Source organism: Nocardiopsis coralli (assembly GCF_014892575.1).
GTDB lineage: Bacteria > Actinomycetota > Actinomycetes > Streptosporangiales > Streptosporangiaceae > Nocardiopsis > Nocardiopsis coralli.
In genome coordinates this window covers 123,863-145,457 of sequence record NZ_JADBGI010000016.1, presented here as the reverse complement: position 1 = coordinate 145,457, position 21,595 = coordinate 123,863, and the positions used below count along the sequence as shown (strand labels likewise).

The 21,595-nt window shown below is 69.3% G+C and carries 22 protein-coding genes and 3 tRNA genes; 15 read left to right on the top strand and 10 right to left on the bottom strand.

Annotation, left to right across the window (positions count from 1 at the left end; genetic code table 11):
• Window positions 1-18: 18 nt before the first annotated feature.
• Entirely contained in the window at window positions 19-393 is a 375-nt protein-coding gene (locus IDM40_RS18650) for an FKBP-type peptidyl-prolyl cis-trans isomerase (protein WP_193123305.1), read from the bottom strand.
• A gap of 41 nt (window positions 394-434) precedes the next feature.
• Entirely contained in the window at window positions 435-1,793 is a 1,359-nt protein-coding gene (gene manA, locus IDM40_RS18645) for a mannose-6-phosphate isomerase, class I (protein WP_193123304.1), read from the bottom strand.
• 512 nt (window positions 1,794-2,305) lie between these two features.
• On the opposite strand from manA, the gene IDM40_RS18640 reads away from it, so the two are divergent.
• A complete protein-coding gene (locus IDM40_RS18640) occupies window positions 2,306-2,818 on the top strand; it encodes a GNAT family N-acetyltransferase (RefSeq protein ID WP_193123303.1) in 513 nt (170 codons plus the stop codon).
• Between the two features lie 61 nt (window positions 2,819-2,879).
• On the opposite strand, the gene IDM40_RS18635 is transcribed toward IDM40_RS18640, so the two are convergent.
• Window positions 2,880-3,437, bottom strand: a complete 558-nt coding sequence (locus IDM40_RS18635) for a TetR/AcrR family transcriptional regulator (protein WP_193123302.1) — start codon at window positions 3,435-3,437, stop codon at window positions 2,880-2,882.
• Between the two features lie 174 nt (window positions 3,438-3,611).
• Here IDM40_RS18635 and IDM40_RS18630 point away from each other — a divergent pair, with 174 nt between their 5' ends.
• A complete protein-coding gene (locus tag IDM40_RS18630; protein WP_193123301.1) occupies window positions 3,612-5,285 on the top strand; it encodes an MFS transporter in 1,674 nt (557 codons plus the stop codon).
• 159 nt (window positions 5,286-5,444) lie between these two features.
• Here IDM40_RS18630 and IDM40_RS18625 read toward each other — a convergent pair whose 3' ends face one another.
• Window positions 5,445-6,635: a molybdopterin molybdotransferase MoeA gene (locus IDM40_RS18625; protein ID WP_193123300.1), complete on the bottom strand. Its 1,191-nt coding sequence runs from the start codon at window positions 6,633-6,635 to the stop codon at window positions 5,445-5,447.
• A gap of 451 nt (window positions 6,636-7,086) precedes the next feature.
• Here IDM40_RS18625 and IDM40_RS18620 point away from each other — a divergent pair.
• The 3 genes from IDM40_RS18620 to IDM40_RS18610 all read left to right on the top strand — a co-directional run bounded on the left by IDM40_RS18620 (window position 7,087) and on the right by IDM40_RS18610 (window position 7,360).
• A tRNA-Gly gene (locus IDM40_RS18620) sits at window positions 7,087-7,159 on the top strand.
• Window positions 7,160-7,201: 42 nt separating this feature from the next.
• A tRNA-Cys gene (locus IDM40_RS18615) sits at window positions 7,202-7,272 on the top strand.
• Window positions 7,273-7,283: 11 nt separating this feature from the next.
• A tRNA-Val gene (locus IDM40_RS18610) sits at window positions 7,284-7,360 on the top strand.
• A gap of 302 nt (window positions 7,361-7,662) precedes the next feature.
• On the opposite strand, the gene IDM40_RS18605 is transcribed toward IDM40_RS18610, so the two are convergent.
• Window positions 7,663-7,845 carry a DUF397 domain-containing protein gene (locus tag IDM40_RS18605; protein WP_193123299.1) on the bottom strand — a complete coding sequence of 61 codons (183 nt, stop codon included), beginning with the start codon at window positions 7,843-7,845 and terminating at the stop codon, window positions 7,663-7,665.
• Window positions 7,842-8,618 (bottom strand): Scr1 family TA system antitoxin-like transcriptional regulator, encoded by a 777-nt coding sequence (locus tag IDM40_RS18600; protein WP_193123298.1) that lies wholly within the window; start codon window positions 8,616-8,618, stop codon window positions 7,842-7,844. The genes IDM40_RS18605 and IDM40_RS18600 overlap by 4 nt, the downstream gene beginning before the upstream one ends.
• Before the next feature lie 97 nt (window positions 8,619-8,715).
• Here IDM40_RS18600 and IDM40_RS18595 point away from each other — a divergent pair, with 97 nt between their 5' ends.
• Window positions 8,716-9,084 (top strand): hypothetical protein, encoded by a 369-nt coding sequence (locus tag IDM40_RS18595; protein ID WP_193123297.1) that lies wholly within the window; start codon window positions 8,716-8,718, stop codon window positions 9,082-9,084.
• Window positions 9,085-9,148: 64 nt separating this feature from the next.
• On the opposite strand, the gene IDM40_RS18590 is transcribed toward IDM40_RS18595, so the two are convergent.
• Window positions 9,149-9,304, bottom strand: a complete 156-nt coding sequence (locus IDM40_RS18590) for a tyrosine-type recombinase/integrase (protein ID WP_235997736.1) — start codon at window positions 9,302-9,304, stop codon at window positions 9,149-9,151.
• Here IDM40_RS18590 and IDM40_RS18585 point away from each other — a divergent pair.
• Window positions 9,246-10,076, top strand: coding sequence for an HARBI1 family protein (locus IDM40_RS18585; protein WP_407940002.1), 831 nt, complete (start codon window positions 9,246-9,248; stop codon window positions 10,074-10,076). The genes IDM40_RS18590 and IDM40_RS18585 overlap by 59 nt on opposite strands.
• Before the next feature lie 115 nt (window positions 10,077-10,191).
• On the opposite strand, the gene IDM40_RS18580 is transcribed toward IDM40_RS18585, so the two are convergent.
• Window positions 10,192-10,959: a GbsR/MarR family transcriptional regulator gene (locus IDM40_RS18580; RefSeq protein ID WP_193123295.1), complete on the bottom strand. Its 768-nt coding sequence runs from the start codon at window positions 10,957-10,959 to the stop codon at window positions 10,192-10,194.
• 226 nt (window positions 10,960-11,185) lie between these two features.
• On the opposite strand from IDM40_RS18580, the gene IDM40_RS18575 reads away from it, so the two are divergent.
• The 3 genes from IDM40_RS18575 to IDM40_RS18565 all read left to right on the top strand — a co-directional run bounded on the left by IDM40_RS18575 (window position 11,186) and on the right by IDM40_RS18565 (window position 15,714).
• Window positions 11,186-12,772, top strand: coding sequence for an FAD-dependent oxidoreductase (locus IDM40_RS18575; RefSeq protein ID WP_193123294.1), 1,587 nt, complete (start codon window positions 11,186-11,188; stop codon window positions 12,770-12,772).
• A gap of 788 nt (window positions 12,773-13,560) precedes the next feature.
• A complete protein-coding gene (locus tag IDM40_RS18570) occupies window positions 13,561-15,012 on the top strand; it encodes a TrkH family potassium uptake protein (RefSeq protein WP_193123293.1) in 1,452 nt (483 codons plus the stop codon).
• Between the two features lie 27 nt (window positions 15,013-15,039).
• Window positions 15,040-15,714, top strand: coding sequence for a potassium channel family protein (locus IDM40_RS18565; RefSeq protein ID WP_193123292.1), 675 nt, complete (start codon window positions 15,040-15,042; stop codon window positions 15,712-15,714).
• A gap of 25 nt (window positions 15,715-15,739) precedes the next feature.
• Here IDM40_RS18565 and IDM40_RS18560 read toward each other — a convergent pair whose 3' ends face one another.
• Window positions 15,740-16,174, bottom strand: a complete 435-nt coding sequence (locus IDM40_RS18560) for a PEP-utilizing enzyme (protein WP_193123291.1) — start codon at window positions 16,172-16,174, stop codon at window positions 15,740-15,742.
• The gene (locus tag IDM40_RS18555; protein ID WP_328807062.1) at window positions 16,174-16,533 is read right to left on the bottom strand and encodes a PEP/pyruvate-binding domain-containing protein; all 360 of its coding nucleotides are present in this window, start codon (window positions 16,531-16,533) and stop codon (window positions 16,174-16,176) included. Before IDM40_RS18555 ends, IDM40_RS18560 begins: the two co-directional genes overlap by 1 nt.
• A 105-nt stretch (window positions 16,534-16,638) precedes the next feature.
• Between IDM40_RS18555 and IDM40_RS18550 the strand changes: the two genes are divergently transcribed.
• The 5 genes from IDM40_RS18550 (at window position 16,639) to IDM40_RS18525 (ending at window position 21,579) form a co-directional block, all read left to right on the top strand.
• Window positions 16,639-17,226, top strand: coding sequence for a TetR family transcriptional regulator (locus IDM40_RS18550; RefSeq protein ID WP_193123290.1), 588 nt, complete (start codon window positions 16,639-16,641; stop codon window positions 17,224-17,226).
• A complete protein-coding gene (locus IDM40_RS18545) occupies window positions 17,219-18,097 on the top strand; it encodes an ABC transporter ATP-binding protein (protein ID WP_193123289.1) in 879 nt (292 codons plus the stop codon). Before IDM40_RS18550 ends, IDM40_RS18545 begins: the two co-directional genes overlap by 8 nt.
• Window positions 18,094-19,683: a fluoroquinolone export ABC transporter permease subunit gene (locus IDM40_RS18540; RefSeq protein ID WP_193123288.1), complete on the top strand. Its 1,590-nt coding sequence runs from the start codon at window positions 18,094-18,096 to the stop codon at window positions 19,681-19,683. The genes IDM40_RS18545 and IDM40_RS18540 overlap by 4 nt, the downstream gene beginning before the upstream one ends.
• A complete protein-coding gene (locus IDM40_RS18535) occupies window positions 19,673-19,984 on the top strand; it encodes a cytochrome P450 (protein ID WP_193123315.1) in 312 nt (103 codons plus the stop codon). Before IDM40_RS18540 ends, IDM40_RS18535 begins: the two co-directional genes overlap by 11 nt.
• Before the next feature lie 425 nt (window positions 19,985-20,409).
• Entirely contained in the window at window positions 20,410-21,579 is a 1,170-nt protein-coding gene (locus IDM40_RS18525) for a cytochrome P450 family protein (protein ID WP_193123287.1), read from the top strand.
• Window positions 21,580-21,595 lie beyond the last annotated feature (16 nt).

Genomic DNA, 21,595 nt, shown 5'->3' with positions numbered 1-21,595 from the left:
GGGGCGCACCCACGGGTCTTAGCTGACGCCGACCAGGTCGCAGACGAAGACCAGGGTCTCGCCCGGCTTGATGACGCCGCCGGCGCCGCGGTCTCCGTAGGCCAGGTGCGGCGGAATGACCAGCTGGCGGCGGCCGCCCACGCGCATGCCCATCACACCCTGGTCCCAGCCGGGGATGACCATGCCCGAGCCGATACGGAAGGCCAGGGGCTCACCGCGGTTCCAGCTCGCGTCGAACTCCTCGCCGGTGGAGTGGGAGACACCGACGTAGTGCACCTGGACGGTGCTGCCGTGGCCGGCCTGCTCGCCCTCACCGACGGTCAGGTCGGTGATCTCCAGGTCGGCCGGCGGCGGGCCGTCGATGAAGTCGATCTCGGGACGCTCGAGCGCCATGGTGGTACCCCTCGTTCTCCATGTGGACAGAGGGGCCCAGGTTATCCGCGGGGCCGGGGTGCCGTGGCCGGGGCGCTGGAAGGGGCCGAGGGGGCGGAGGCACGGACGCCGACCGTGGCGCCGACTGGGGGCGCGGCGGTCGCACCGGCCGCGCTCCGGGACTCCGCACCCGGATTCGCGGCGGGGACACCGGCCGTCGCCAGGGCGGCACCGGAGGCGGCGGCCACGGTCGCGGCGACCACGTGCCCGCGGCCCTCGACCTTGACCGGGCCGCTGTCGGCCGGGACGAAGACCGACTCCCCGCGGTCGAGGGTCACGCCCTGGCCCACCTCGGCGACCAGGTCGACCTGCCCGTCCAGGGCCAGCACCACGCAGGGCCCCGTTCCGGGCAGGTGCGCGGCGATCCGTCCCGGGCCGATCTCGTGCAGCGCGAACTCCGGTGCTCCGGGTCTGAACTCGCGTCTGCCCTCGTGGAACGCCGGCTGGGCGTAGGGGATCGGCAGCACGGAGAAGTCCACGACGTCGAGCAGTTCGGGGGCGTCGACGTGTTTGCGGGTCAGGCCGGCCCGGAGCACGTTGTCGGAGCTGGCCATCACCTCGATCGCGGTCCCCTGCAGGTACGCGTGCAGGTTGCCCGCAGGCAGGAACAGCGCCTCGCCGGGCCGCAGGGTGATGCGGTTGAGCAGGAGCGAGGCGACCGCCCCGGGGTCGCCCGGGTACCGGCACGCCAGGTCGGGGACGATGCGCCCGTGCGGGCCGCGCCGGTCGCAGGCCGACCATTCCTCGACGAACTCCGACAGCAGCCGTTCGCGCCGGTCGACGGCGAGCGTGAGCAGGCGGGTCAGGGCGGAGCGCAGGGCCGTGTGGTCGTCGGAGGAGGACAGGTCCGCGCGCAGGGCGCGGGCGAGCTCGCAGGTCATGCCGCGCAGGTCGTGGCGTGCGGCCCCGGGTTCACGGAAACCGCACAGGGCCTCGAAGGGTTCCAGGGCGAGGAGGAGTTCAGGTTTGTGGTGGGGGTCGCGGTAGTTGCGGTGCGGGGCGTCGACGGGGATCCCGCGGTGTTCCTCGGCGTCGAAGCCCTGGCGTGCGCGCGCGGCGTCGGGGTGGACCTGCAGCGACAAGGGCTGTTCGGCGGCCAGGTACTTGAGGAGGAACGGCAGGCGCGCACCGAACCGCTCGGCGACCTCCGACCCCAGCACCCGGTGCGGGGCGTCGGCGATCAGGTTCGGCAGCGGGTGGGCGGAGCCGTCGTCGGAGACCGCGGCGCTGGGTGCCCCGTGGTGGGCCCCGAGCCAGAGTTCGGCCTGGGGTGTGCCGTCGGGTTCGGTGCCCAGGAGGTCGGGGATGGCGGTGCGCGCTCCCCAGGCGTAGGGGCGTACCTGGTTGGTGAGCCTGTGCATGCGCTCCCCGCTTTCCGGTCTGCGTCGTCCCTCCCCGTGGCCGTGACGCGAGGGCCGTGCGGGCCGCGAGAACCGCGAGGTCGGTTCAGTTTCGCGAAGAGCCCCGCCGGAGTCGATCCGGCGCGCCCCCTCCCGTCGGGGCTCGGACACTGTGCACCTCACCTGGCACGTTGCCTGTGGAGCGGGCCTGGATGGTACCGGGTCCGCCATGACGACCACGAAAGTTACTCGGAAGTAAACCACGAGCGGGGCCACGTGAACAGCACCACATGGTCACCTTCCGGTAGCTGCGTCCGACTCGGCCCCGTCCACCTGGGCCTCTCCTACTACTGACCGTTATGCCCTGATTCGGAGACTACGACGATTCCGGGACGGAACGGAGTGCGGGTGACCGGTTCTCGGGCCCGCCCACCACCGCGGGGCGCTCCCCGCGCCGGCCGGTAGCGTGATGCACGGCCACCCCGCCGACGAACCATCCACCGAGTCGTCCACTGACCGAGGGAACCCCCACCATGCACATCCGCCCCGGAGGCCCGGAGGACACGGCGACCGTCCTCTCCCTGTTCGACGACGCGGTCGCCTGGCTCGTGTCGCACGGCCGGGAGGGGCAGTGGGGCACCGAACCCTGGTCCCGGGACCCGGCCCGGGTGGAACGCGTCAGGGGCCTGGCGGCGGAAGGCCTCTGGATCGCCGAACTCCCCGACGCAGGCGGAGGCCCGGAACCCGTGGGCGCGCTCACGGCCACCGGGAAGCCCCCGGCCTACGCCCCCGAGGTGGGCGAACACGAGCTGTACGTCCACATGCTCCTGGCCTCCCGCGCACATCCGGGCCGGCGGATCGGCTCCCAGCTCCTCGGCCACGCCCGTGAACAGGCACGCACACGGGGCATCTCCCTCGTGCGCGTGGACTGCTGGAGCGGCGGGGACGGGGCCCTGATCCGCTACTACGAACGACAGGGCTTCACCCCGACGGAACGGGCCGCGGTCGGGGACAGGGAGGTCCAGGTCTTCGAGACCCGGGTCTGACGCCGGGCCCGACCACCGCCCCGGGGGCCCGCAGACCGCAGGCCCGCGCCGCGGCCGGCCGCTACCGCCCCGCCTTCGCCCTGGCCTCGTCGGCCATCTCCACGAGGCGGTCGATCATCTGCTGGTTCATGTCCGCCGAGGGTTCGGGCATCCCGGCGATCGCCGCCATGTACAGCCCGTCACCTGCTCTGAGGATCACCTCGGCCAGAACGGGGTCGGGCACGGCCTCGCGCAGCATCTCGCCCCAGCGGGTGAACGTGCCCCGCACCTTGCGCACCGCCTCCTCGGGCAGGTCGTCGTGGCTGCGCAGTGCGGCGATCACCGCCCAGTACAGTTCGCGTTCCTCGGTGCTCTGCGGCAGCGACGTGCGCAGGAAGACCCGCACGACGCCCTCGTCCCCTTCCTCGGCCTCGCGGAACTCGTCCTCGGCCATCTCGGTGAGCCGGTCGATGAGCCCGGTCAGCATCGCCACCTTCGACGGGAAGTGGTACAGCAGCCCGCCTTTGGAGACCGAGGCCTGGCGGGCCACCGCCTCCAGGGTGACGGCGGAATAACCGTGGCTGATCAGGATGTCCTGTAGTGCGTCCAGGATCCGGTCGCGCGTGTTCGAAGCAGTCATCACGATTGACACTGTACCGGCCGGACGGTACTGTACCGGCTGGACGGTTCAAGATGGGGGATCTGCATCTGCCCCCGTCCCTCCCGAGCCCGGCGCAGGCGACACCACGCCTCCGGGCCGGCCGCCCTCACACCGTGCGGCGGCAGGAACGCGAATCAGACGTAACGAGGAAAGATGAGTTCCGCCATGGCCGGGAACGGCCCCAACGAAACGCGCGGCGGCCAGAACCCGCCCGCGCTCGCGGGCCCCCGCGAATGGGCCGCACTCGCGGTACTGGTCCTGCCGGTGATCCTGATCTCGGTCGACATGACCGTGCTGGGCTTCGCCGTGCCCGCCCTGAGCGAGGCACTGGAGCCCTCCGGCGGCCAGCTGCTGTGGATCATCGACATCTACGGCTTCGTCCTCGCCGGCCTCCTGATCACCATGGGCTCCCTCGGCGACCGCATCGGCCGCCGGCGCCTGCTCATGATCGGTTCGGCCGCCTTCGGGCTGGCCTCCCTGATGGCCGCCTTCGCACCCACACCCGAGGTGCTCATCGCCGCACGCGCCCTCCTGGGCCTGGCCGGCGCCACCCTGATGCCGTCGACGCTGTCCCTGCTGCGCAACATCTTCCTCGACGCGCGCCAGCGGCTGTTGGCGATCGCGATCTGGGCCTCCGGATTCTCCGGCGGCGCGGCGCTGGGCCCGATCCTCGGCGGGTGGCTGCTGGAGCACTTCTTCTGGGGTTCGGTCTTCCTCATCAACCTGCCCGTGATGGCACTGATCCTGGTGCTCGTCCCGCTGCTGGTCACCGAGTCCCGCAACCCCGACGCCGGCCGTCTGGACCTGGCGAGCGTGGTCCTGTCGATGGCCGCCATGCTGCCGGTCGTCTACGGCATCAAGAAGCTCGCCACCGAGGGCGTGGACGTACTGCCCTTCGTCTCGCTGGTGTTCGGCCTGGTCGTCGGGTGGCTGTTCGTCCGCCGCCAGCGCAGGCTCGACGACCCGCTCATCGACGTGGGGCTGTTCCGCTACCGCGTGTTCAGCATCGCTGTGGTCACCAACCTGATGATCGTCTTCGCGATGGTCGGGTCGCTGTTCTTCCTCACCCAGTACCTGCAGCTCGTGCTCGGCGTCTCGCCGATGCGGGCCGGACTGGTACTGCTGCCCGGACTGCTCCTGTCGGTCGTGGCCGGCCTGGTCGCCGCCCGGGTGGCGCGCCGCCTGAGCCTGTCGACGGTGATCGGGGTGTCCCTGCTGGTGACGGCGAGCGGGTTCGCCACGCTCGTGTTCACGCCGGTGGAGAACGTGACCCTGGGCGTGGTCCTCATCTCGGTCGGGTTCGCGCTCATCGCGACCGGGTCCGGGTTCGCCGAGACCCTCACCAACGGCGCGATCATGTCGACCGCCCCGCCCAAGCGCGCGGGTGCGGCCTCGGCGATCTCCGAGACCGCCTACGAGCTGGGCGGTGCGTTCGGTGTCGCGGTGCTGGGCAGCATCCTGACCGGGTTCTACCGCACCAACCTCAGCGGTGTGGAAGGCGTATCGGACCCCCTGATGGAGACCTCGCGCGAGACCCTGGGCGGCGCCGCCAACGCGGCCGAGGCCGTGGGCGGTTCCGCGGGGAACGCGCTCATGGACGCCGCGCAGGTGGCCTTCACCGACGGCATGCACCTGACCTCGGTCATCGCCGCGGCCATCATCGTGGTCGCCGCGGGCCAGGCCTGGTTCTCGTTGCGCGGCCAGGGCAACCCGGCCGTGGAGAACCGGGACCCGGAGCCCGAGGTCGTCAGGCACCGCAAGGACACCGACGAGACCGCTGAGGCATCGGAGGCCGCAGAGGCGGCGGAGACCGGCGCCGAGAAGTAACCGGAGACCGGGCAACGGTACAGAAGGGCCCCGGCCGCGGACACAGGTTCCGCGGCCGGGGCCCTTTCGTGTGCGCGGGTGCAGGGTCGCTGCGGGTCCAGCGGCAGGCTCAGGCAGCGCTGCGGGCCCAGGGACGGGCGCAGGGGGGCCGCCGCGACTTCAGGGCAGGCGCACCAGTTCGACAGGGCCCCCGCCCTGCCACCCGGGCGGGATGACCGCGTAGGCGTCGGCCAGCGCCGCGCCGCGCAGGCTCCCGGGGCGGTCGTGGCCGACGGGGACCGCCCGGTCCTCCTCCACGCACACGGCGACCAGGCGGGTGTCCCGCGGGTGGGCGCCGACCTCGCCGTCCACGGTGAAGCGTCCTTCCACCCGCGCGGGGTCCTGGCGGCCGGCGAGCGCGCTGACCAGGGGCGTGAACAGGGTCAGGGCCGCGACCATCGCCGCACCGGGGTTGCCGGGCAGGCCGACCACGACCTGGTCACCGGAGCGCGCGAGCAGCTGAGGGTGGCCCGGGCGGCAGCGCACCCCGTCGACGACCGTGTCCGCGCCCGCTTCGGCCAGGATCGAGCGCACGTGGTCCGCCGGGCCCTTGGAGGAGGAACCGCACACCACGACCACGTCCGCGCCGCCGCCGGTCATCGCCTCGGCCAGTTCCGCGCGGTCGTCGCCGAGGTGGCGCAGGGGTTCCACGTGTGCGCCCGCCCAGGAGGCCACACCGGGCAGGATCGGGCCGATGGCATCGCGCACGCGCCCGTCGCCCGGGAGGCCGCTGCGGGTGATCTCGTCGCCGGTGACCACGATCGTGACCGTGGGGGTTCGCAGCGGGAGGGTCTCGTGGCCCAGGCTCGCGGCGATGCCGAGCGAGGCCGGACCCACCCGGTGGCCGCTGGTGAGAACCGTCTCACCCGGCGCGGTCTCCTCGCCGGACCACCGAACGTGGCGGCCGCGTTCGACCTCACCCGTCACACGGGCCCCGCCGGATTCGGGGTCGGGTTCGACGCGGGCGCGTTCGTAGGGCAGGACGCTCTCGGTGCCCTTGGGCACACGCGCGCCGGTCGCGATCTCCACCGCCTCGCCGGGGGCCAACGCCTGGCAGGGGCCGACGCCGCCGGCGAGGTGGCGTCCGACCAGGCGCCAGGGGCCGGGTCCGGCCACGGCGTAACCGTCCATGGCCGAGGCGTCGAAGGCCGGAAGCCCCACGAGGGCGTGCACGTCGCGCGCGAGCACACCGCCCGCGGCACGCTCCAGGGGCAGGTCCCGCACCGGGACGGGCAGGGTCTCCCCCAGTTCCCGCGCCCGTCTGCGTGCCTGGTCCCAGGACACGTCCCCCTCGTGTTCACACCCGTGCATGTCGGCCTCCACGTCGCCCTCGCCACCGGACCCCCCATTGTCCCTTCCGTGCGAAGGCGCAGGAGGCACCAGGTCGGGGCCTGTCGGCGCACGGACACAGGGGCCCCGGCCGCCCTGAGGGCCCCGTGAGCCCGTCGCGCCACGCACCTGGGAGCGGTCCGCGCAAGGGGCAGGAACGCTCCGATTTGCCGTCTCGCCACTTTCCGCTAAAGTCTTTACCAGCGGCACGGCGAGGGCCACGGAAACGGGGCCCGCACAGACGCCGAGCANGGACACAGGGGCCCCGGCCGCCCTGAGGGCCCCGTGAGCCCGTCGCGCCACGCACCTGGGAGCGGTCCGCGCAAGGGGCAGGAACGCTCCGATTTGCCGTCTCGCCACTTTCCGCTAAAGTCTTTACCAGCGGCACGGCGAGGGCCACGGAAACGGGGCCCGCACAGACGCCGAGCAGCACGCGGACGTGGCTCAGCTGGTAGAGCATCACCTTGCCAAGGTGAGGGTCGCGGGTTCGAATCCCGTCGTCCGCTCGGAGGAGACGCGGGGAGCTTCAAGCGCCTCACGTGTAACTCGGTGGAGTGGCCGAGAGGCGAGGCAGCGGCCTGCAAAGCCGTCTACACGGGTTCGAATCCCGTCTCCACCTCCCATCGAACGGGGCGGTTAGCTCAGTTGGTTAGAGCGCTACCTTGACACGGTAGAGGTCACAGGTTCGAATCCTGTATCGCCCACCACGTATCACCAGTTCAGGGCATGTTCCGGAGCGATCCGGCACATGCCCTGAGTTGTGTCTGACCGTCGTTCGACGGCACCGGGCGCCCCGGCCCCGCGGACACCCTCAGGCCCTGGCCTCCTCCACCCGTATGAATCCCACCAGGTCGGCTTTGGACACCCGGTACGGCAACCGGTGCCCGATCAGCGCCCTGCACACGCCGCACGGCGCTGCGCGCGGGGCTGCAGGGGGCCGACATGGATGTGGCACGTACCCAGGGGTCGAGGACGGGCCACAGTGCTGCCAAGGGAGGTTGGAGGAGCGTCAGCGTCGGTGATCGGGCCCGGATTCGACAGCGACCAGCGCGGTCCACTCCGCAGCGGGGAAGGACAGCAGCGCGTCATTCCGGTTCTGGGTGTCGCGCATCTGGACCCGACTCGGCAGGTGGCGCAGTTCCACGCACTGAGCAGCGTTCTCCGAGTACGAGGACTTGTACCACTCGCTCACAGCAACTCCTCCAGCAGTCGGACCGTGTCATCCACGGGGAAGCAACGACCGATCACGTGCGTCACGATCCCCTCGATTTTGTCAGCTTCCTCGGTCGACGCGTACACGTGGTTACCGCTGGCGTGATCAGAGGCGGCGACCTTCCTGCCGTCCATCAAGCGGTACACCTGGATGGGCGTTGAGACCGGAAGGATCGGGGTGTGGTCAGGGATCAGGTGGGCCGCCAAGCGTCCCCGACCTATGTGTCGGAGCAACGCTTCGAGCTGGTCGGCCCTGACATGGTCGGGAAGACCCTTGAGCGCGGAGAGTGGGAATACCACCGTCACGAAGGGGTCGTTCCTGCGGGTCAACGACTCGTACCGTGCCACCCTCAGTTGCGCCAGCCGCTCGACCTCGTCCGCCGACGCGGTCGGATGACCTGTGCGGAACACGTGACGTGCGTACTCGATCGATTGGACCATCCCGGGAACCAGGTTGGAGACGGTCACACTCGCGATCGAGACGGCCTTGTCCTCCAGAGCCCCGGCCGAGCGCATCCACGGTGGCATCTGGAGCCCTGTCGCGACCGGTTCCCAGGCTCGCGCCAACCGCCCACGGCCGTGCAAGACCTGATCCAGCTCTTCGACCTTCGCACGCTTGGGGGTGACGACACCGTTCTCCCATCGGGACACGGAGGCCGAGGAAGATTCGACCCGGTCAGCGAGTTCACCCTGGCTCAAACCGGACAATTCACGGAGCTTGCACAGCAGCGATGTGAAGTCGTTCTCAGGCACACGTCGAGGCTATACACGAACTTGCACGCGAACCCATTGCTTTCCAGTTAGTTATTACTCCCTGTGTAAATGCACAGGTCACATTCAGGGTGAGTCCATGGATGTGATCGAACAGCTACAGCACCTTCAGGACGAACTCAACGCTCGCGGCCTGCACTCCCAGATCGGGGAGAAGCCCCACTGGTTCAGCTTGGGCCCCTTGCCCACCCTGACCTGTGGCCCCTACCTCGGGTACGCACAGGTCACCGTCACCGACCACGGTCTCTACCGGTGGCTGGACGGGCGCGGCAACTACAAGACCCACGCCCGTGTGTTCGCCTCACTCGTGGTCGACGACCTCATCCGCACCCGCGCGGGCACACAGACCCCGCCCGAACTGCCCGAGTGGCGCACAGAAGCAGAACGCCACGCGCCCCCGCCTCTACCACGACGCAGCCAATACCGGCGAGGAAACGACCACCCCTGACCGCCCTCCGCGCAGCTGGGCCCCGACCGCACTGGTCGGGGCCCAGCTGCGTACGCATACCCCTCTACCCGCCCCGAGCACGGCCACGGATGGAGTCCAGCGCGGTCAATGCGGTCTCGTCGGCCTCGGGCAGGGTGTGCAGGTAGCGGGCCGTGGTCGCGATGTCGGAGTGGCCCAACCGTTCCTTGACCACTTGCAGGTCTGCTCCCCCGGCCAACAGCCACGAAGCATGCGCATGCCGTAGATCGTGGAAGCGCACCCGCTGTCCCACTTCGGCGCGGGAGACCTGCTACAAGCAGGCGGTCCTCGTCCTGCGGTGGTTTCGCAACGACACCGCCATCGACGCTCTGGCCAGGGACAACCACATCTCCCGGGCCACCGGATACCGCTACGTCGACGAGGGCATCGACGTACTCACCGAGCAGACTCCCGAGCTGTACGAGGTCCTCGATCATGCTCGCCTGAGCCCCGAAGATCCCCTGATCCTGGACGGGAAACTGTTTCCTTGTGACCGTTGTTCGGAGCCTGGCCCCAACGGGGAGAGCGACCTTTGGTACAGCGGGCACAAGCACCGCCATGGCGGCAACATCCAGTTCCTGGCCGATGCTCGTGGGGAGCCGGTGTGGGTCTCTGATTTCGAGCCCGGGTCCACAGCCGACATCACCGCCGCCCGCCTGCACGTGCTCCCGCTCTTGCACAAGGCCACGTCCGACGGTGTGGTCGTGCTGGCCGACCCCGGCTACGAAGGTGCCGGAGTGGGTGTGCGTACCCCGATCAAGCATCCGCCCGAGGTCGACGAGTATCGCCGGCATGTCGATGACCGGGCCCACAACAGGCTTCTACGCGGCCTGCGGTGCATCGGCGAACGCGCGATGGCGGTGCTCACAGGCCGGTGGCGAGTACTGCGCCACAGCACGATGAGCCCGTCCAAGATCGGTGCGATCGTGCAAGCCGCGTTGGCACTGACCAATATCGAGAAGCAAACTCACTGAGATCACCTCAGTGAAGTGATCTGAGATTGCTCTGGCCCGGTGGACAGGTGCCCGCGGGCAGGATGCCTTCCTCCCGTTACTCCCGGTGGGTACATATCGCCGCTGCTGCTGACGATCAGCTCCGCTCTCGTGAGCCACAGCCACCCGTGTGAGTTGGAGATCCGCCGCCGCGTGGGCCGGCGGCGGATCGATTCTGCTGGTCCTCAGGCTGTGCGGCCCGGCGCCAGCGTTCGCGTACCTGGACGATAGTGCCGCGCACCACGCGCATGAAGTGCGCGAGTTCGGCCATCCGAGCCCCGGCCGGGGTATGTGCACCCAGCAAGTGCGCGCCGCGCCGAGCACCGTGCTCCCAAGGGGCGAAGAGTTCCTCACGCCGAGCGAAGGTCTCCACCCAGTCCCCGCTGAACCGGTAGAGCTCCCGACGCCGGCCTGCCGGGCGTTCCCTCCGAACGAGGGAGAAAACCTCCAGGAAGCGCACCGCCTTGGAGATCGCACCGGGGCTCACCTCGAGTCGCGCGCACAGTTCGTACGCGCTCAAGGCTCCGGTGTCCGCGACCAAAAGGTGCGCGAGGACCCGGGCGGGCATGCGCGGTGTTCCGGCGAGCATGATCGCGCCTGCGAAGTCCTCGGCGAAGTCGCGCACCCGTTCGGGGTCGGTCTCAGCGGGCTTGGGTGCGGCATCCGGCCCTTGCGGAAAGCTGGAGCGGCCTCGTCGGGCACGCCGGTGCGTGGCCTCCTGCGCGCGCTCCGGGCCATAGCCCTCGCGCCCGCCGTTGCGGGCCACCTCACGACTGACGGTGGAGGTGGGCCGCCCCAGTTCCCGTGCGATAGCCGCATAGCCCTGACGGGTGTGGAGGCCGGCCGCGATGCGGTTGCGTTCCACGGCGGTCAATCGTGCTCCCGGCATACGGCGGCTCCCGCACTCATGTGTTGCAATGAACGCCGATCATACTCGGACCTCATTGCAACACATGTGCACGCGAAGCATGTGGAACGATCCGCAAACTTTCCCGTTGAACGGAGCTGAGCTTTGCCTGCCTTTCCTGTAGCCCGAACCGGCTTCCATGAGCTGGTTCACGCATACGGAAAGACTCGCTAGCGTCTCGAACATGACACTTCGCAGCGAGCCGCACACCGTCCCGGTCACGATCATCGGGGCAGGCCCGGTCGGCCTGAGCTTGGCTCTGGGGCTGGCACGTCACGGTGTGCGTTCGGTGCTCCTGGAACGCGCGTTGGGCACCAGCGAGCGTTCCAAAGCCCCGGCCCTGCACCTACGCACCCGCGAGATCATGCGGCAGTGGGGCGTGGAGCGCACCTTGCGCGAGGCCGGGACCCTCTTGGAGAAGATGCCGGTGTACACGGCCTCCGGGCGCCGCATGCTGGAATTCGACTTCACACGTCTGGCGGGGGAGGCCGAACGGCCCGGGATCCTCTTCCTGGAGCAGGGCCACACCGAGCGACTACTCCTGGAGGCGCTGCGGGACAGCGGTTTCTGCGACGTGCGCTTCGGCGCTGAGGCCACCGCCGTGGAACCAGGTACACAGAGCACAACCGTCAGCTACACGCAAGGGGGAAGCGACCACGTGGTGCGTTCTCTCTTCACCGTGGGTTGCGACGGGGCACGCAGTATGGTCCGTACCGGCCTCGGCCTTCCTTTCGACGGTGCCACCTTGCCGGTACGGGCCACACTCGCTGATGTACATGTCCATGACGAGCGCGACAGCCTGTCGTGGCCGCGCAACCACAACGGGACGCGGAGCATCACCGGAGCACAACGCTTGGCACCGGGGCACTGGCGCCTGATCAGAGTGGAATCGGCGACCCGATCCGCAGACAGGGCTGAAGCCCGAGGCAACAGCAAGACGCGCGACGAGGACATCACCGAACAGGAAGTGGACACCTGGGTGCGCGATGTGCTGGGCCCCGGCCCAGCACCGGTGATCTGGGCGAGCCGCTTCCAGTTTCAGCAACGCTCCAGCCCGCGCTACCGCGTGGGGCGAATCCTGCTCGCCGGGGACGCCGCCCACGTGTTCCCACCGGTGATGGGGCAAGGGATGAACGCCGGCATCCAGGACGCACACAACCTCGCTTGGAAACTGGACGCAGCATTGGACGGCGGGGACGTCGAGTCCCTACTCGCCTCCTACGACCAGGAACGCCGCCACGCCGTCGGAGCCGTGTCCCGCTACGTCGAACGCCGCGCCCGCATAGGGATCCAGGCACCCCGCGCGGTGCGCTCCGCCGCCCTGACGGTGATGCGAGTCGCGATGGCAGTGCCCGCCGCACGCAACCGAGGCCTGCGGAGGCTGGCCATGCTCGACCGCGGCTACACGCGCTCACCGCTGCTGGATCCGGCCGACCGCGCCGCCGGCGTCCGCCTGCCCGACCCCGTGCTGCGCGACGCGGAGGGCGCTCCCCTCCGGTTGCACGACGCGCTCCCAACCGGAGCCGTGCTGCTACGCCTCGGGGCTCAGGGGTCGACCGCCGGGCACGCGGCGCCTACCGATCACGTCGAGGGGATACCGATTCTGCACATCGGCTCCGACGGCCACGACGCCCCCTCCAGAACGCTGCGTACGCTGCTCGGCGCACCACAGGGCTGGATCCTGGTCCGCCCGGACCGCCATGTGGCCTGGGCCCACACCACCTTCGACAACCCGGCCCCCGCCATACGACGAGCTCTGGGCCGCCACTGACACCTTCCCCCGTCCCGGCATTCGTCCGGCCTGCCTGGGGCCAGGGGCGCGCGATGACGAGGCCCTCCGGGCCAGGGGCCGGCACGCCGGAGTGAAGACCCCACAGAAGCTTCGCCCATGTGCACCGATGCGGCACCCCCGTAGCGCTCATAGCTGCCAGGGCTTTGACACCCGTGACCGGCAGGGACTTCGCAGCAGCAGCAAGCGCGCTCGCCCAGCAGAAGGCGCATCCACGACTCGCCGAGAGGACGCGGTTGCTCTCCGTGCAGCCGCCGCTGCCCGCTCCGGTCGCCGAGCTCAACGCGTTCCAGCCCGCCATCCTGGAGAGCCATGCCCCTGGTTCGGCAACGGGCCGGGGAGCAGCAGGCTTGTCGGAGCCGGGCCTGCACCGCACCAGTGGCAGAGTGCCGGGACGAGGCGTACAGTTGCGTGCTGGGCGTGTCGGGAAGTCTGGTCGACGGCAGCTTTCGCCTACCGGAAACAGGCTCCATGTACCGCTTCGCCGCCGTATGCCATCTGCACATCCACCGGTCCGGAGCAGCTCGACACGGTGCGGGCGGAGGACCTGGAACGCCGGTCCTCATCCTGCGCGGCTTGCCGGCCCGCGTTCGATGAGATCTCGTCCCTGCCAACGGCGGGGTCCACACCGTCGAATACGCCCGTGGCAGAGACTCGGCGCCGGTGCTCGATGTCTGCCGAGAAGCGCCGTACCCGGCCCACGGTGCGCCTCCTCTCCCCCGCCACAGAAGTGGTGCGTCCTCCGCTCAAGCAAGAAGTGACCCACGACCATGCTCGAATCCACCCGGACCCGCGGTTTCGGCCTCTGGCAGCCGATCCGATGGTCCTCTCCAGGTAGAAGCCTCCGGTTATGGCCCCGGCGCCGCAGACCGGAGGGCCGGTCGACCCAAGAGGCCGGCCCCTGGCTGAAGCCTGCGAGGGTCTTCCTCCTACTGTTCCTGCTCGTGGACCTGGTGGGTACTGGTCTGCTGATGTCGTCGTGGGCGACGACATCGGGCGGTGGTCTGGACTTCACCTCTGCACTGTTCACTGCGACCACGTCGTTGGCTGTGTGCGGGCTGAGCATCGTTTCGATCGGCGATGATCTCAGTACTTGGGGCCAGGGTGTGGTCTTGGCCCTGATGCAGATCGGTGGCATGGGGATCATGACCCTGGCCGCGCTGTTGGGCACTGCCGTGATCCACCGGTTCGGGTTACGGATGCAGCTCAACGTGCAGGCCGAGACCCGAAGCCTGTGGATCGGTGACGTGCGTGGAGTCGTCAGTCGGGTCCTCATCATCTTCGCGGTGGTCCAGGGAGCCGTGTTCGTTCTGGTCACGCCGCGTCTGTGGCTGGGCTACGACATGGGGCTCGGTGAGGCCTCCTACGTCGGACTGTTCCACTCGATCTCGGCGTTCAACAACGCCGGCTTGTCCCTGTACGACGACAGCCTCACCCGCTTCTCCGGCGACGCACTCGTCCTCTTTCCGGTCGTGTGCGCCGTCATCCTCGGCGGGATCGGCTTTCCGGTCCTGATCGAGCTGCGCCGCCACATACGCGCGCCGCGCAGATGGAGCCTGCACACCAAGATCACCGTCACGACCGCTCTCGTGCTCTTCACCGCCGGCGCAGTCCTCGTCACGTTGATGGAATGGGACAACCCCGACACACTCGGGCAACTGAGCGGGTGGGCCAAAATCACCGACGGCCTCTTCCACGGTGTGATGCCCCGCAGCGGAGGGTTGAACGTCGTCGAAACAGGTCAGATGCAGGACTCCACCCTCCTGCTGACGATCATGCTCATGTTCGTCGGTAACGGCAGCGCCGGGACGGCCGGAGGTATCAAGGTCGCCACGCTCGCGGTGATCTTCCTGGTGATCCTGGCCGAGGTCCGGGGCCAGGACCAGGTGCACGTCTACGGCCGCCAGCTCCCCTCCGAGGTGATCCGCCAGGCTCTGAGCCTGGTGTTCCTGTCCGCGACCATCGTCGCTGTCAGCACTGTGCTGTTGGTGCACACCACGGCGTTCAGTCTGACGCAGGTGCTGTTCGAGACCACGTCCGCATTCGCCGTCGTGGGCCTGTCCACCGGCATCACGGGCGATCTGCCCCAGTGGGCGCAGATCCTCCTGGCCGTGCTCATGGTGGCCGGCAGGGTCGGGCCCATCACCTTCGTCACCGCGCTGGCTTTCCGGGAACGCCACCGCCGCTACCAACTGGCCGAAGCACGACCGATCATCGGTTGAGATCCCCAACACGACGAAAGTGCCAGCATGCCGCACGGAAGAAGGAACCTGGACAAGCGCGCCCTGGTCATCGGGCTCGGGCGCTTCGGTAGCTCCCTCAGTCTGGAACTCGTCGAACGCGGCTGGGAGGTGCTCGGAGTGGACACGCAGCCGCGGCTGGTCCAGAGCTACGCCGAACAACTCACCCACACCGTCATCGCCGACGCCACCGACGAAGAGGCTCTGCGCCAGGCAGGTGCCCACCAGTTCCATCGGGCAGTGGTGGCCATCGGCGACCGCTTGGAGGAGAGCATCCTGGCCACCTCCCTCCTCGTCGACATAGGGGTGCAGGACATCTGGGCCAAAGCCATGAACCGCCGGCACGGACGCATTCTGGAACAGATCGGCGCCCACCATGTCGTCCTGCCCGAGCACGACATGGGTGAACGTGTCGCGCACCTGCTGTCCGGGCGCATGCTCGATTACGTGGAGTTCGAAGAAGGGTTCTCCCTGGGCACGACCAAGGCACCGCGGGAGCTGATCGGCAAGCCCCTCGGGCAGACCAAGGTCCGGCAGAAGTACGGCGTCACGGTGGTCTCGGTCAAGCGAAGGGGAAAGACCTTCACCTACGCGACTCAGGAAACCCAGTTGCACACGGGCGACGTGATCGTTGTGGCCGGTCGAACCGACGATGTGGAGCGATTCGCCGAGTCGGCGCCCTGACGTTCACCTCATGAGCGCTCGCGGGTCACCCCGGGTCGGCGCACTCGGATTCGCGGCCGGCGGCCCCGTGCGCGTCGAAGCCGTCGTCCATCGGGGTCACGGTTCCGGCCGCGCCGTCGACCGTGATCAGGTCGCCGTCCTGGATCCGCCGGGTGGCGTCGCGCAGGCAGATCACCGCCGGGATGCCGTACTCGCGGGCCACCGTCGGCCCGAAGCCGAACGGCATTCCCCTGACCGGTGCGAACCGCGGGTCCTCCAGCAGATGCTGGATGGCGGCCTTGGCCCGGGGTCCGTACACGTCCGCCATCGAGGGCAGACGCGGCCGCATCCTCTTGTTGCGGAGGAAGTCGGTCATGTCGATGTAGAGGCGGCCGCCGACGCCCGTGATCAACCGCACCGCGCCGCCTGTGCGTCGATCCTTCATGTAGGCACCGATCCACTCCTCCGTCAGCGCGTCCATCACATGCCCATCGGGGTGAGTGGGCGAAGCAGCCCCTGGATGTTGCCCACCTCCGTGTAGGCGCGAGGCCGGGGCAGGTGCTCGTCGTCAGGGAGCGGGAACAGGGTGGTGATCGCCCGGGACTGCAGCAGCCACAGCACGCCGTCGGGGTCGTAGGCCCACTCGGCGTCCTGCGGAGAGCCGAAGTGCCGCTGCAGGCGCTCGCCCGCGGCGCGCGGCTCCCCAACCTGCTCCGGGGTGAGGCACCCGTCGTCGGGACCTTCGTTGCCGTCCGGGCCCATCGGTAGTGGTCGGGATCGGTGCTGCCATCGACCACTGCGGTGCCCAGCCCGCGCACGGCGTCGGCGACCATGACCGATCGGCTGCCGCTGAGCTCGCTTCTCCTGACGATGTACACAGTGGGCCGGACCAGATAATGTTAGAAGATAACTTGTTATGAACTAACATCAATCGATTCCGGAGACATGGCGCACTGGCATGAGCGGAAGAAGGAACGCACCCGGAACGCGCTGCGGGAGGCGGCGTTCCGGCTCTTCGCCGAGCACGGGTACGAGGAGACGACCGTCGCGCGGATCGCTGCGGAGGCAGGCGTCTCGCACATGACGTTCTTCCGGTACTTCCCCTCCAAGGAGGACGTGGTCCTGCACGACGACTACGACCCGATGCTCGAAGAACTGGTTCGTGCCCAGCCCTCGGGCAAGCCTCCCCTGCGGCGTGTGCGCGACGCGGTCATGAGCGCGATGCCGACCGTCTACGAACAGGAGAGGGAGGTCCTACTGATTCGCTCCCGGCTGCTGCTGACCACCCCGCCCCTGCGTTCCCGCATGGCGGAGAGTCTGAGCGGGTCACAGACGGCCTTCGAGAGAGGGCTCAGCGACCCGGCGGAGGCCGAGGCGCCACCGCTGGCCTCACGTGTCGTCGCGTCGGCCTGTGTCGCGGCGCTCACCACAGCCATCACCGCCTGGGTCGAGGAGGGCGGCACGGGGTACCTGCCCGGGCTCATGGAGCAGGCCTTCGACGCCCTCGAAACGCCTGGAGCGCGGGATGGCTGAGAGCACCACCACTGACGACGTCATCTCCGTGGCGGATCTGCGCGTGCGTTACCGCGGTGCGAGCGGGGACGCGGTGCGGCAGATGGACTTCACCGTGGCACAGGGAGAGGTCTTCGGGTTCCTGGGCCCTTCCGGGGCGGGCAAGTCGACGGTCCAACGCGTGCTGACCCGGCTCCTGCGCAGTTACGACGGCCATGTGCGAGTACTCGGCCGACCGCTTCCGGCGTGGGGCAGGGACTACTACGAGCACATCGGCGTGGGGTTCGAGCTGCCCGCCGAGTTCACCCGCCTGACCGCGAGCGAGAACCTGGAGGTGTTCGCCTCGCTCTATCGCGGCCCAGTGGCCGATCCCGCTGAGCTGCTGGACCGCGTCGACCTGGAAGCGGCCGCCCACCAGCGGCTGAACACCTTCTCCAAGGGCATGCGGATGCGCCTGAGCCTGGCACGGGCCCTGCTCAACCGCCCCCGACTGCTGTTCCTGGACGAGCCCACCTCGGGCCAGGACCCCGTACGCGCGGCACGCCTGCGCGAGGTCATCCGGGCCGAAGCGGACCGGGGCGCCACCGTGTTCCTCACCACCCACGACATGCGCACCGCCCAAGACCTGTGTGACCGTCTCGCCTTCGTCGTCGGCGGGCGGATCGCCGCCATCGACACCCCGGACGGTTTCCGCCGCAGATACGGTCGGCCCGGTGTCGTGGCCGAGTACACGATCGGTGGCCGCCCCTTCCGACGTACCTTCGGCCTTGAGGACCTGGGCGCCGGCGGTGAGCTGTCGGAGCTGGTGACCTCGGGCGCGGTCACGACCCTGCACACACGTGAGGCCACACTCGACGACGTCTTCGCCGCGATCACCGAGGTCCGGCTGTGAACCGGCTCGCCGGCACGTTCGCGCTGGAGGCGAAGCTGGCCTGGCGCTACGGCATCGTGGCGATCGCCGCCGTTCTGGCCGTGCTCTGGACCGGGTTGCTGCTGGCCCTGCCCGTATCGGGCACGCAAGCTGTGGTTCCCTTTCTCCTGTTCCTGGACACGGCCGGGTTCGGCGCGCTGTTCGCCGTCGGTCTGCTCATGTTCGAGCGGGTCGAGGGCACCGCCGCCGCCCGGGCCGTCACCCCCGTCAGCCCCCGAGAGGGCGCTCTCGTACGTGTGGGCGTCCTGAGCCTGCCGGTCGTGGCCATGGCGGTGCCCATGATCGTGGTGGCCGCGCCGGACGGCCGGCTCTGGGGTGCGCTGGGGTATGCCACGGCCGGGGTCGCGCTGACTTCGGTGCTCTTGGTCGCCGTGTGCCTCGGGGTGGGCGCGCGCACCCGTACAGTGCAAGGAGCCCTGCTCGCCACGGCCCCGGCCATCGCTCCGCTCATTGCTCTTCCCGTGATGCATCTGGCCGGTGTGGTCCAGGCCCCGTGGTTGTGGGCCGTGCCCACCACCTCAGGCGCCGAGATGATCAATCGTGGTCTGACCGGTCAGGTGGGGACGCCGGAGGGGCTCGGTGGAGGCATCGCGCTGTTGTACGCGGTGGGGTGTGCGGTGGCCGTCTGCTGGTGGGCTGGCCGGCGCTCCGACCCCGAAGTCGCGGCGGTTCAACACGGGCGCGGCCGCCGCGCGCCCACGAAGTCCCATCCGCTGGACACCGCCTCCGGACCGCATCAGGGCGCCAACCTTCGACCTGACCGGGCCGGCGCTCGCCACCTCGCCCGTACCAGGCGTTGGGGCCATCCCCTCATGGGCTTGGCCCGCTACGAACTCGTCGGTGTGGGCCGTGACCCACTGCTGGTGACCGTGGCGCTGGCGCCCTTGCCGTTGGCCCTGCTGTTGCGGTGGGCCTGGCCGCCCCTCGTCGAGTACCTACGATCCACCCACGGATTCGACCCCGCTCCGCACACCCCTGCGGTCTTCGGCGCACTGGTCCTGCTGCACATCCCGGTAATGGTCGGAGCCGTGGTGGCTCTGCGCGTGGCAGAGGACATCGACGACCGGATCTTGCTCGTACTGCGCGTCTCACCCTTGTCACTCACCGCCTACTTCGTGTTCCGTACCGGGACGGCTTGCCTCATCGCCCTGGTCGGACTGACGATCGCCGTGCCCCTGTCCGGACTGGCTCCGACGATGTCCCCGGGCCTGGTCACGGCCGTGGTGCTCGCCGCACTGTTCGCACCCTTGGTGGTGCTGGCCACTGCGGCGTTCGCGAGCAACAAGGTCGAGGCCCTGGTCGTGATCAAAGCGGTGGCGGCCGTTTCCGCCCTGGCCCCAGTGCTGGCCTGGGTGCTGCCTACGCCCTGGTGGTCTCCGCTGCTCGCGCTGCCGCCCGCGTGGTCACTCCTGGCCCTGCCCGGGTATCCAGGTGACACCGCGCCTTCCCCGGTGATCCTGCTCGGCGGGCTGGTGACCGCCGCGGCCGCCGCCCTGGCCCTGGGCCGGCGGATACGGTCACGTCTCCAACGGTGGCCTGGAGGATGACGAGCTGGTCAACATCGCCTTCCTCCTCCTCGGCGCCGGGCTGGACACCACGGCCAACATGATCGGCCTGGGAGTCTTCCTTCTGCTGCGCCACCCCGACCAGCTCGCCGACCTGAGTGAGGAGCCCGGTCAGAGCGCCCGCGTCGTCGAGGAGCTGTTGCGTTACCTGAGCATCGTCCCCTTCACCCTGCGCACCGCGCTGGAGGACTTGGAACTGGGCGGCCAACTGGTCCGTGCGGGTGAGACGGTGACCGTATCCATCGCGGCGGCCAACCGCGACCCCGAAGCTTTCGCCGAATGACGGCCGGGTCCTGCTGCTCGACCCCGAGCCGTCACCCGACCAGCGCGACCGGACGGCCGAAGCCGTCGAGCTCTGCCCCTCGGGTGCTCTCACCTACTCAGGGAGTGAGTAGTGAGTGATGACGACCAGGCTCGCCACCGACGCCGACGGAACGAAGGTCCGTGGAGCCGACGCGGGCAGGCCCCATGGCCGTTCCACACCCCCGGCATGGACAACGCAACCGACAGGAGGCGCCATGGGGAATGAATGGCCGGCACTCACCCCGGCGCAGGAGAGTCTCTATCTCACGTTGTGCGGCAGGGCGCTGGAGCCCCGCGCAGGAGACCGTTCTCCGCCTGCGCCGTCCGCGCCCTTGACTCCTGCTCCCCGGACTGATTCTCTGTGAACAAATATCCATTCTGTTTTCAGGGTCATGGAGGCGTCGCATGGACGTCGATCTCATCTCCGCACTCACCTCACCGGAGCGCGACACAGCGCTCGAGCGCCTGTGTGCGGGACCCCCGGTCAAGACCGCCACGTACTTCGACGGGACCGCGATCACCCTGGTCACCGGGTACGAGGAGATCGTGACGGTGCTGAGCGACCCCCGGTTCAGCAACGATCCGAGCAAACAGACCAAGTTGGACTTCTCGGATGTCACAGGGCTCCCCGAGGAGGTGCGGCCCTACTTCGCGGCGGCGCTGGGTGCCCAGGACCCACCGGACCACACCCGGCTGCGCCGGTTGGTCTCCAAGGGGTTCACCTTCCGCCGTGTGGAGCGGCTCAAGCCTCGGATCCAGCAGATCACCGGCGAACTACTCGACGCGCTGCCGCGCGAGGCCGACCTCGTCACGGAGCTGGCCTACCCACTGCCGATCCGGGTGATCTGCGAGCTCCTCGGCGTGCCGTTGGAGGATCAGGACCGCTGGCGCCGGTGGGCGCGCGGCATGAGTTCCCTGGATCCGGAGATCATGGGCGCCAGTTCCCGAGGCCTGGTCGCCTACATCCGGGAACTGGTCGAGGTCAAGCGCGCGGAACCGGGCGAGGACCTGCTGTCCGCGCTCGTCGCACATGACGAGCTCATCGAACCCGAGATCGTCTCGCTGTCCCTGAGCATGCTGCTCGCCGGACACGAGACCACCGTCGCGATGATCTCCGGGGGTGTGCTGATGCTGCTGAACCACCCCGATCAGCGGGAGCGACTGACCACCGACCCGGAGGCCGTGGCCGACGCGGTCGAGGAGTTCCTGCGGTTCAACGGGGCAGCGGACGTGGGGGTCTTCCGCTACACCCTGGAGCCGGTGGAGTTGGGCGGGGTCACCATCCCGGCCGACGAACCGGTGATGCCGCTGTACTTCGCGGGCAACCGGGACCCGCGCAACTACCCGCAACCGTTCGAGCTGCGACTCGATCGCGGACGTGCCGACCATCTCGCCTTCGGTCACGGGATGCACTACTGCCTCGGCGCGGCGCTTGCCCGCGCCGAGCTGCAGATCGTCTTCACCGAACTGCTGCGCCGCTTCCCGGACCTCGCCCTGGCCCACCCGGAGGCGCCGCCCACGTGGAAACCCGGCCCGTCACGGGCACTGGACACCCTTCACGTGCGCCTGCGCTGACCGCCCGGACCACACG

What these genes read in the sequence shown, in the direction of transcription:
- IDM40_RS18625 (WP_193123300.1), bottom strand. Translation starts at nt 6,635, where the DNA reads ATGCACGGGTGTGAACACGAGGGGGACGTGTCCTGGGACCAGGCACGC.
- IDM40_RS18550 (WP_193123290.1), top strand. Translation starts at nt 16,639, where the DNA reads ATGGCGCACTGGCATGAGCGGAAGAAGGAACGCACCCGGAACGCGCTG.
- IDM40_RS18545 (WP_193123289.1), top strand. Translation starts at nt 17,219, where the DNA reads ATGGCTGAGAGCACCACCACTGACGACGTCATCTCCGTGGCGGATCTG.
- IDM40_RS18525 (WP_193123287.1), top strand. Translation starts at nt 20,410, where the DNA reads ATGGACGTCGATCTCATCTCCGCACTCACCTCACCGGAGCGCGACACA.
- IDM40_RS18640 (WP_193123303.1), top strand. Translation starts at nt 2,306, where the DNA reads ATGCACATCCGCCCCGGAGGCCCGGAGGACACGGCGACCGTCCTCTCC.
- IDM40_RS18570 (WP_193123293.1), top strand. Translation starts at nt 13,561, where the DNA reads ATGCTCGAATCCACCCGGACCCGCGGTTTCGGCCTCTGGCAGCCGATC.
- manA (WP_193123304.1), bottom strand. Translation starts at nt 1,793, where the DNA reads ATGCACAGGCTCACCAACCAGGTACGCCCCTACGCCTGGGGAGCGCGC.
- IDM40_RS18585 (WP_407940002.1), top strand. Translation starts at nt 9,246, where the DNA reads ATGTCGGAGTGGCCCAACCGTTCCTTGACCACTTGCAGGTCTGCTCCC.
- IDM40_RS18650 (WP_193123305.1), bottom strand. Translation starts at nt 393, where the DNA reads ATGGCGCTCGAGCGTCCCGAGATCGACTTCATCGACGGCCCGCCGCCG.
- IDM40_RS18575 (WP_193123294.1), top strand. Translation starts at nt 11,186, where the DNA reads ATGACACTTCGCAGCGAGCCGCACACCGTCCCGGTCACGATCATCGGG.
- IDM40_RS18595 (WP_193123297.1), top strand. Translation starts at nt 8,716, where the DNA reads ATGGATGTGATCGAACAGCTACAGCACCTTCAGGACGAACTCAACGCT.
- IDM40_RS18630 (WP_193123301.1), top strand. Translation starts at nt 3,612, where the DNA reads ATGAGTTCCGCCATGGCCGGGAACGGCCCCAACGAAACGCGCGGCGGC.
- IDM40_RS18635 (WP_193123302.1), bottom strand. Translation starts at nt 3,437, where the DNA reads ATGACTGCTTCGAACACGCGCGACCGGATCCTGGACGCACTACAGGAC.
- IDM40_RS18560 (WP_193123291.1), bottom strand. Translation starts at nt 16,174, where the DNA reads ATGGACGCGCTGACGGAGGAGTGGATCGGTGCCTACATGAAGGATCGA.
- IDM40_RS18565 (WP_193123292.1), top strand. Translation starts at nt 15,040, where the DNA reads ATGCCGCACGGAAGAAGGAACCTGGACAAGCGCGCCCTGGTCATCGGG.